The 6,774-nt window shown below is 74.2% G+C and carries 6 protein-coding genes; all 6 read left to right on the top strand.

What is annotated here, in order from left to right:
* A partial coding sequence (gene infB, locus AR3_RS06990) for a translation initiation factor IF-2 (protein WP_067910231.1) occupies positions 1-2,005 on the top strand: 2,005 nt, incomplete at its 5' end.
* 283 nt (positions 2,006-2,288) lie between these two features.
* On the top strand, positions 2,289-2,597 hold the full coding sequence (locus AR3_RS06985) for a DUF503 domain-containing protein (protein WP_227023168.1): 309 nt from the start codon (positions 2,289-2,291) through the stop codon (positions 2,595-2,597).
* 99 nt (positions 2,598-2,696) lie between these two features.
* A complete protein-coding gene (gene rbfA, locus AR3_RS06980) occupies positions 2,697-3,179 on the top strand; it encodes a 30S ribosome-binding factor RbfA (RefSeq protein WP_067910228.1) in 483 nt (160 codons plus the stop codon).
* Positions 3,180-3,272: 93 nt separating this feature from the next.
* On the top strand, positions 3,273-4,544 hold the full coding sequence (locus tag AR3_RS06975; RefSeq protein WP_227023169.1) for a DHH family phosphoesterase: 1,272 nt from the start codon (positions 3,273-3,275) through the stop codon (positions 4,542-4,544).
* Positions 4,541-5,425: a tRNA pseudouridine(55) synthase TruB gene (gene truB, locus AR3_RS06970; RefSeq protein WP_083951019.1), complete on the top strand. Its 885-nt coding sequence runs from the start codon at positions 4,541-4,543 to the stop codon at positions 5,423-5,425. The genes AR3_RS06975 and truB overlap by 4 nt, the downstream gene beginning before the upstream one ends.
* Positions 5,426-5,596: 171 nt before the next feature.
* Positions 5,597-6,550 carry a bifunctional riboflavin kinase/FAD synthetase gene (locus AR3_RS06965; RefSeq protein WP_067910225.1) on the top strand — a complete coding sequence of 318 codons (954 nt, stop codon included), beginning with the start codon at positions 5,597-5,599 and terminating at the stop codon, positions 6,548-6,550.
* Positions 6,551-6,774: the final 224 nt, after the last annotated feature.

Here is a 6,774-nt window from a genome sequence, read left to right as displayed (position 1 = left end):
CGGCGGCTTCGCCGGTCCGCGCGGCGGCGGTCGTCCCGGCGGCGGCTTCGGTCCCCGCGCCGGCGGCGGTCGGGGCCGCGGCGGCACGCAGGGCGCCTTCGGCCGTCCGGGCGGGCGTCCGGCCCGGGGCCGCAAGTCCAAGAAGCAGCGGCGCCAAGAGTTCGTCGACAACATGCAGGCGCCGGCGATCGGCGGCGTGCAGGCCCCGCGGGGCGGCGGGAAGACCATCCGGCTGCCGCAGGGCGCGTCGCTGACCGACTTCGCCGAGAAGATCGGCGCCAACCCGGCCTCGCTGGTGCAGATCATGCTGCACCTGGGCAAGATGGTCACCGCGACCCAGTCGGTGAACGAGGACGACCTCAAGCTGCTGGGCATGGAGCTGGACTTCGACGTCCAGATCGTCAGCCCGGAGGACGAGGACCGCGAGCTGCTGGAGTCGTTCGACATCGAGTTCGGCGAGGACGAGGGCGACGAGGAGAACCTGCAGCCGCGTCCGCCCGTGGTGACCGTCATGGGTCACGTCGACCACGGCAAGACGAAGCTGCTGGACGCCATCCGGCACGCCAACGTCCAGGCGGGCGAGGCCGGCGGCATCACCCAGCACATCGGCGCCTACCAGGTCGAGACCGAGGTCGACGGCGAGCAGCGCAAGATCACCTTCATCGACACCCCGGGCCACGAGGCGTTCACCGCCATGCGCGCCCGCGGTGCCGACACCACCGACCTGGTGGTGCTGGTGGTCGCCGCCGACGACGGCGTCAAGCCGCAGACCACCGAGGCGATCGACCACGCCACCGCGGCGGGGGTGCCGATCGTGGTCGCGGTCAACAAGATCGACGTGCCCGGCGCCGACCCGCAGCGGGTGCGCGCCCAGCTGACCGAGTACGGCCTGGTCGCCGAGGAGTACGGCGGGCAGACCCTGTTCGTCGACGTGTCGGCCAAGCAGCGCACCAACATCGACGGGCTGCTCGAGGCGATCATCCTGACCGCCGACGCCGAGCTCGACCTGAAGGCCAACCCGGACATGGCCGCGCAGGGGACGGCCATCGAGGCCCACCTCGACCGCGGCCGGGGCGCCGTGGCGACCGTGCTGGTGCAGCGCGGCACGCTGAAGGTCGGCGACTCGATCGTGTGCGGCGTGGCGCACGGCCGCGTCCGGGCGATGCTCGACGAGAACGGCAACAACGTCCAGGAGGCGCCGCCGTCGCGTCCGGTGCAGGTGCTCGGCCTGACCGCCGTGCCCAGCGCGGGCGACAGCTTCCTGGTCGTCGACGACGACCGGGTGGCGCGGCAGATCGCCGACAAGCGCGAGGCGCGCAAGCGCAACGCCGAGCTGATGCGCACCCGCCGCAGCGTGTCCCTCGAGGACTTCATCAAGCAGGGCGAGCGGCAGGAGCTGCTGCTCATCCTCAAGGGCGACGTGTCCGGCTCGGTGGAGGCGCTGGAGGACTCGCTGCTGAAGATCGACGTCGGCGAGGAGGTCACCCTGCGGGTGATCCGCCGCGGCGTCGGCGCGATCACGCAGGACGACGTCAACCTGGCGCTGGCCTCCGACGGCGCGGTGATCATCGGCTTCAACGTGCGGGCCGAGCGCAACGCGCAGGAGATCGCCGACCGCGAGGGCGTGGACATCCGCTACTACTCGGTCATCTACCAGGCGATCGAGGAGGTCGAGGCGGCCCTCAAGGGCATGCTGAAGCCGGAGTTCGAGGAGGTCCAGCTCGGCACCGCGGAGATCCGCGAGATCTTCAAGGTGCCGCGGATCGGCAACGTGGCCGGGTCGATGGTCACCTCCGGCGTCGTCCAGCGCAACGCCAAGGCGCGGCTGGTCCGCGACGGCGTCGTGGTGGCCGACAACCTCTCCGTGGCGTCGCTGCGGCGGTTCAAGGACGACGCCGCCGAGGTCCGCGAGGGCTTCGAGTGCGGTATCGGCCTCGGCTACAACGACATCAAGATCGGCGACGTCATCGAGTGCTTCGAGATGCGGGAGAAGCCGCGCGACTGACGTCGGCGGCCGAGCCCGCGTCGCGAGGCGCGGACGGGCCGCGGGCCGTGGCGACACGGCCCGCGGCCCCGTCGCCGAAAATCGCGTGCCGGGACGCCGGGTGGATCTCTTAATCTGGCGTCATCACGGCCCCGGCCCGGTCGGCCGGGCCGCGCCGTCACCGCGACCGGTTCGGGCGCTCCCACGGGCGGGCGCTTGCGCCCCCGGCCCGCTCCGGACGCGCCGTCCCGCAGGGGACGGCCTCGACACCCCCGCGCCCCGCGGGGCATAGCGAAATCCCGAGGTGACCGACCAGGTGTACGTGGGTGCGCTGACGCTCGACCTGCTGCTCGGCGACGTGCGATCGCTCAAGGAGAAGCGCTCGGTCGTGCGTCCGATCATCGCCGAGGTGAACCGGCGCTTCCCCGCGGTGGCCGTCGCCGAGACCGGCGCGCTCGACCTGCACCGGCGGGCGGAGATCGCGGTCGCGGTGGTGTCGGCCACGGCGAGCAACTGCACGCAGGTGCTGGACTCCTGCGAGCGGCTCGTCGCGGGCCGTCCGGAGATCGAGCTGCTGTCGGCCAGGCGGCGGCTGTTCAACGACGAAGACTGAGCGGGGTGCGGGGGCGGACCACCGATCCCCGAGGCGGGGCGCGGGCGGAACCCCCGCGCCGCCCCGGTCTCGCCACAACCAGAGAGAAGGAGTGCGACCATGGCGGACGCAGCCCGGGCGCGCAAGCTCGCCGACCGCATCCAGCAGATCGTCGCGGAGATGCTGGAGCGGCGGATCAAGGACCCCCGGCTCGGCTTCGTGACCGTGACCGACACCCGCGTCACGGGCGACCTGCGCGACGCCACGGTCTACTACACCGTGTACGGCTCGGAGGGCGAGCGCAAGGAGACCGCGGCGGCGCTGGAGAGCGCCAAGGGCGTGATCCGCTCGGAGGTGGGCCGGCAGACCGGCGTCCGGCACACGCCCAGCATCACCTTCGTCCCGGACGCGGTGATCGAGAACGCCGCGCACATCGACGAGCTGCTCGCCAAGGCCCGCGCCAAGGACGCCGAGGTGGCCCGCGCGGCCCGGTCGGCCACTCCGGCGGGGGATGCCAACCCCTACCGCACGAGTGAGGTCGATGAGGAGCCCGACGCCACAGACGGCGGGGACGGCGGGGCGGGACACTCGTCAGATGACTGAACGGGACGGCAGGCGGCGCCCGAGGGCGTCCCGGACGCGGGCGGGGGCGCTGTGAACGGTTCGGAGCGAGGCGGTGCGGCGGGCCATCCGGCCGTGCTCGGTGCGGGTCCGCCGCCCCCGTGGCGGGGGCCGCAGGACGCGCCCGAGGCGGACGAGCCCGCCGCGGCCCCGGAGCCGTGGGCCGGCCAGTACGCCACGATGATCCGGTGCGTCGAGCGCTGGTGGGCCGGCGGCGACGGCCGCACCGAGACGGGCGGTGCTGAGACGGGCCGCACCGAGGCGGGCCGTGCTGAGACGGGTCACGCCGACGCGGAGCGCGCGGGCGGCGGCCGGTCGGACGAGGCGGCCCGCTGGTCCGGCCCGGACTGGGACCGCGCGGTCGAGCTGATCGCCAAGGTCGACGAGATCTGCCTGGCGTGCCATGTCACCCCCGACGGGGACGCGCTGGGGTCGATGCTGGCGCTGGCGCTGGCCCTGCGGGCGCTGGGCAAGCGGGTGCTGGCGTCGTTCGGCGAGCCGTTCACCGTGCCGGCGAGCCTGCGGTTCCTGCCCGGCCAGGAGCTGCTGGTCGAGCCCGGGCGGCTGCCCGCCGCCCCGCAGCTGATGATCGCGCTGGACACCGCGGCGGTGGACCGGCTGGGGTCGCTGGCGTCCCGGGCGCGCACCGCCGCGATGCTGATCGTCGTCGACCACCACGCGGCGGGCGGCGGGTTCGGCGGCTGCGGGCACGAGCAGGTGCGGCTGGTCGACCCGGACGCGGCGGCCACCGCGATGCTGGTGGACGAGCTGATCCGCCGGCTGGACGTCCCGCTCACCCGCGAGATCGCCCTCGGCCTGTACGCGGGCCTGGCCAGCGACACCGGCTCGTTCCGGTACCCCTGCACCACGCCCGGCGTGCACGCGATGGCGGGACGGCTGCTCGCCGCGGGCGTGCGCCCCGACGAGGTGAGCCGCGAGCTGTGGGACCGCGCGTCGTTCGGCTACCTGCAGGTGCTGGCGGGCGCCCTCGGCCGGGCGCGGCTGGACCGCGACGCCGCGGGCGGCCTCGGCCTGCTGTGGACGACGATCAGCCGGGCCGACCGGGTCGACCGCGGCGTGCGCTACGACCAGCTCGAAGGCGTGATCGACCAGTTGCGGCGAGCGGACGAGGCCGAGGTCGCGGTGGTGTGCAAGGAGACCGACGAGGGCGACTGGTACGTCTCCACCCGGTCGCGGGGCCGGGTGGACGTGGGCGGCGCCTGCGGCGCGCTCGGCGGGGGCGGGCACCGGACCGCCGCCGCGTTCACCGCGACGGGCGAGCCCGCCGACACCATCGACCGGCTGCGCGCCGTGCTGCGCGGCCCCGACACGGAGGAGCACGGGTGAGCGGCGGACAGGGGATCTCCGGGCTGGTCGTCGTCGACAAGCCCGCCGGCTGGACCAGCCACGACGTGGTGGGCCGCGTGCGGCGGCTGGCCCGCACCCGGCGGGTCGGGCACGCCGGCACCCTCGACCCGATGGCGACCGGCGTGCTGGTCGTCGGGGTGGGCAAGGCGACCCGGCTGCTCGGGCATCTGGCCCTGACGGAGAAGGAGTACGACGCCACCATCCGGCTCGGCCAGTCCACCGACACCGACGACGCGGAGGGGGAGGTCACCGCGACCGCCTCGGCGGCGGGGGTCACGGACGCCGCGCTGCGCGCCGGGATCGAGGCGCTGACCGGCGAGATCCGCCAGGTGCCGCCGCAGGTCAGCGCGATCAAGGTGGACGGCAGGCGCGCCTACGCGATGGCCCGGCGGGGCGAGCGGGTGGCGCTGGAGGCCCGGACGGTGACCGTGCACGCGTTCACCGTCACCGACGTGCGCCGCCACGGCGACCTGGTGGACGTGGACGCGTCCATCACCTGCTCGTCCGGCACCTACATCCGGGCGCTGGCCCGCGACCTGGGCGCCGCGCTGGGCTGCGGCGGCCACCTGACGGCGCTGCGCCGCACCCGCGTCGGCCCGTACGACCTGGCCATGGCGCGCACCCTGGACCGGCTCGCCGAGAAGCTGGAGATCCTGCCGATGGCGGAGGCGGTGGCGGCCGCGTTCCCGCGCCGCGAGGTGACGGCGGACGAGGCCCGCAAGGTCGTGCACGGCGGCCGGCTGCCCGCGGCGGGTCTCGGCCCGGGGCCGGTGGGGGTCTTCGCCTCGGACGGGACGCTGCTGGCGCTGGTGGAGGAGCGGGGCGGGGCCGCCAAGCCCCTGGCCGTCTTCGTTCCCTAGCGGACCCGGCGGACGACCCGGCGGTCATCGCCGCCGAGTAGACTCGTCGCGGTTTCGCAGGCGTCACCCGCGCCAGGGCCGCCCCCTCGGTCGTGCGGCGCGGCCGGTCATGGCAGTCTTGAGGCGACAGGAAAGTCCGGGCAGGCAGGTTCCGACGCAGGGGAGTGCAAGGTGCGGCGCTGGCATGGCCTCGAGGAGGTTCCCGCCGACTGGGGCAGATCGGTCGTCACCATCGGCGTGTTCGACGGCGTCCACCGCGGCCACCAGCGGATCGTCGGCCGGGCCGCCGAACTGGCCCGTGAGCGCGGGCTGCGGTCGGTGGTGATCACGTTCGATCCGCATCCCGACGAGGTCGTCCGGCCGGGCACCCACCCCCCGCTGCTGTCCACGACGCGGCGCCGCATCGAGCTGCTGGAGAGCCTGGGCACCGACGCCGTGGTCGTGGTGCCGTTCACGCTGGAGCTGTCCAAGGTGCCGCCGGACGAGTTCGTGCAGTCGGTGCTGGTGGACCGGCTGCACGCGGCGCACGTGATCGTCGGCGCGGACTTCCGGTTCGGCCACAAGGCCAAGGGCGACGTGGCGCTGCTGAAGGAGCTGGGGGAGAAGTACGACTTCACCGCCGAGGGCATGCCCCTGGTCGCCAACGGCGACACCATCTCCTCCACTTACATCCGCGCCCGGCTGGACGCGGGCGACGTCGAGGGCGCCGCGCACGCGCTGGGCCGTCCGCACCGGGTGGAGGGCGTGGTGGTGCGCGGCCACATGCGGGGGCGCGCGCTCGGGTTCCCCACCGCCAACCTGGAGACGCAGCCGCACACCGCGATCCCCAGCGACGGCGTCTACGCCGGGTGGCTGGTGTGCGACTCCGAGCGCTACCCGCGGTTCCGGTGGCCGGCCGCGATCTCCATCGGCACCAATCCGACGTTCGAGGGCGGCGGCGAGCGCACCGTCGAGGCGTACGCGCTGGACCGCGACGACCTCGACCTGTACGGCGAGCACATGGCCGTGGACTTCCAGGCCCGCCTGCGCGACACGCTGAAGTTCGACTCGGTCGACGCGCTGATCGAGCAGATGCACCGGGACGTCGCGCGCACCCGCGAGATCATCGCCGCCGCGGACCGGTAGGGCGGCGCGGCGGCGCCCGCCGGCGGGCGGCCGGCCGCACGGGACGAAGCCAGATGATCACCGTGCGTTCCGCGCGGTGGTCGTCGCACGTGCCGGACGTGGTACGGTGAAGAGTCGCCGGAAGCATACCGGCCAGCGGGCTGCACCCTCATGCGGCTCGCCCATGTTCCAGAACGCATCATGCGGACCCGGACGCCCGCTCGTCGGGATCTGCGGATGACGAT

Source organism: Actinomadura rubrobrunea NBRC 15275, from assembly GCF_001552235.1.
GTDB classification, from domain to species: Bacteria; Actinomycetota; Actinomycetes; order Streptosporangiales; family Streptosporangiaceae; genus Spirillospora; species Spirillospora viridilutea.
This window is presented reverse-complemented; position numbering and strand designations above follow the sequence as displayed.